This is a genomic window from Kitasatospora sp. NPDC024654, from assembly GCF_055559155.1.
In genome coordinates, this window is record NZ_JBVHLF010000244.1 from 1 (window position 1) to 1,869 (window position 1,869).

At 65.3% G+C, this 1,869-nt stretch carries 3 protein-coding genes; all 3 read left to right on the forward strand.

Annotation, left to right across the window (positions count from 1 at the left end; genetic code table 11):
* Positions 1-113: 113 nt before the first annotated feature.
* The 3 genes from ACZ38L_RS39335 (at position 114) to ACZ38L_RS39345 (ending at position 1,766) form a co-directional block, all read left to right on the forward strand.
* On the forward strand, positions 114-599 hold the full coding sequence (locus ACZ38L_RS39335) for a hypothetical protein (protein WP_465702931.1): 486 nt from the start codon (positions 114-116) through the stop codon (positions 597-599).
* 443 nt (positions 600-1,042) lie between these two features.
* Positions 1,043-1,492, forward strand: a complete 450-nt coding sequence (locus ACZ38L_RS39340; protein WP_465702933.1) for a hypothetical protein — start codon at positions 1,043-1,045, stop codon at positions 1,490-1,492.
* A 37-nt stretch (positions 1,493-1,529) separates the two neighbouring features.
* Positions 1,530-1,766, forward strand: a complete 237-nt coding sequence (locus ACZ38L_RS39345; RefSeq protein WP_465702935.1) for a hypothetical protein — start codon at positions 1,530-1,532, stop codon at positions 1,764-1,766.
* Positions 1,767-1,869: the final 103 nt, after the last annotated feature.

Genomic DNA, 1,869 nt, shown 5'->3' on the forward strand with positions numbered 1-1,869 from the left:
CCAGCCTCGCCCTTGAGCGCCGGCCCACCCCACTGAGCAGGGCACCTCACCCAGACCTCATCGCGAATCGGGCATCACGGCGCGAACCGCACTCTGAGGACTACAGCGAGGGGATGACCGTCTTCCTCTGTTCCAAGTGCGGCGCCGCGATCACGCCGGAGCTGGCCGGGCTGGCCGCCGTCCCCGACCCCTCCGACAACGAACACGACCGGGACAAGGAGACCCGCCGGGCACCCTCCACTGTTCCGCGGGGCCGCTACGCGATCGATCCCGAGCCCTGGGGACCTCCCTACGTCGTGCAGGACGATCAGGAGGACCCGAAGCCGGCTCAGTCCCGAGGGTCGCTGGTCTGGCGCGAGGAGGGCTTCGTCATCTCTGCGGGCGTCCCGGGCACGGTGCTGATGCACCCTGAGAACGCCCCCGACCTTCAACCGCTGCCCAACTGGGAGAACAGCACCGGCTGCTGCGGGCCGGCGGGTGACGAAGGACTCAACCGAGCCTGTCTCTGCGGCGCCCCGGTCGCGACGCTAGCGGCAGACTGCTTCGGGCCCTACGAACTGCACCTCGACCCTGTCCGAACCTACGCGTTCTCCCAGTAGACACGCTGAACGGCCGCCCCGGAGCGCGACATGCCCGGGACGGCCTCTTTTCCGGCGACTTCACGACTACTTTCCGTTGCGAAGGCACTTCGATGACGAGCTGAACGTCGAGCTGGACTGGTTCGGATAAGCTTGTGTCAGATGCTCGCTCCTCCGACCTGATCCGGCCCAGCGGGCCCGGCTGGCTGACATCCGCGACAACCTCATCGCCCGCATCGCCGAGGCCGAACGCGAAGGATGGCACGGCGAGGTCGAAGGGCTGCACGTCAGCCTCGCCGGTGCGGAGGGCAAGCTGGCTCAGATCGACCAACGCCGTGACCATCGGACCGTGGTCGACCTCGGTATCCCCACTCCACAATCGGTCTCCCCGGCCTCGCCACCGCGGCCATGACTGCCCAGTAATCAGGAGGAACGGGGACGGCATGAGCTGCCAGAATCAGAAGATGACCAACCAGGGGATCATCTTCGTCTGCCGTCGCCACGCTGATCGTGGCGTGCTCGAAGTCGTCCCGTGCATCGACGGCACCCCTCTCACCGACTTGATCGACCAGTTCGAGACGGAAGCTGGGATGCAACCAGCCGGCGACGCCTACGGAGGCCTTATCCCGCAGTTCTTCCGGTTCGGCCCGATGGACGACCATTTCCATGGACGATCCACCGGCGCAATGGGGCCGAAGACGCCCGTGCTCGGCTGTGAATGCGGTGAGTGGGGATGCTGGCCGCTGATGGCCAGCATCACAGTGACCCCTGACCACGTGACCTGGGACTCCTTCGAGCAACCCCACCGCAAGACGCGCGACTATTCGGCGTTCGGCCCGTTTCAGTTCGACCGCCTTCAATACGCTGACGCTGCCAAAGTCCTGAGTGCTGCACTGGGCTCTGACGAGACGTGAGTACAACCCATCGGCTCATCACGGGGAGGAAGAAGTCGTGTTTGACCACGTCAACGGGCTAAGCCCTGAGGAGGCCGCACGCTGGACCGCGCTGGTCGAGCAGTCCCGACCAGTCCTTGAGAGCGACGGAATGGAGGCCGTCCAGACGCTCCTGGCCGAGCACGGCATGAGCATCATCCAGGCGATCGCAATCACCCGGGCGCTACTGGGGAATGCGGAGACACCGCTTCGAGTCGCCATCGACATCGTGGCCACGAGCAAGGCTCGGCAGTAAGTTCAGAGGTGACTGGTTTGGTGGTCCTGGCGCACTGAGTTGATCTTGGCGTCCAACTCGTTGATCATTGGGTCCTGTGTCCGAGATCCCGCCGCTGCCGAGC

Excerpts from the sequence above, each read along its gene's own strand:
- ACZ38L_RS39335 (WP_465702931.1), top strand. The coding sequence starts at position 114 with ATGACCGTCTTCCTCTGTTCCAAGTGCGGCGCCGCGATCACGCCGGAG.
- ACZ38L_RS39340 (WP_465702933.1), top strand. The coding sequence starts at position 1,043 with ATGACCAACCAGGGGATCATCTTCGTCTGCCGTCGCCACGCTGATCGT.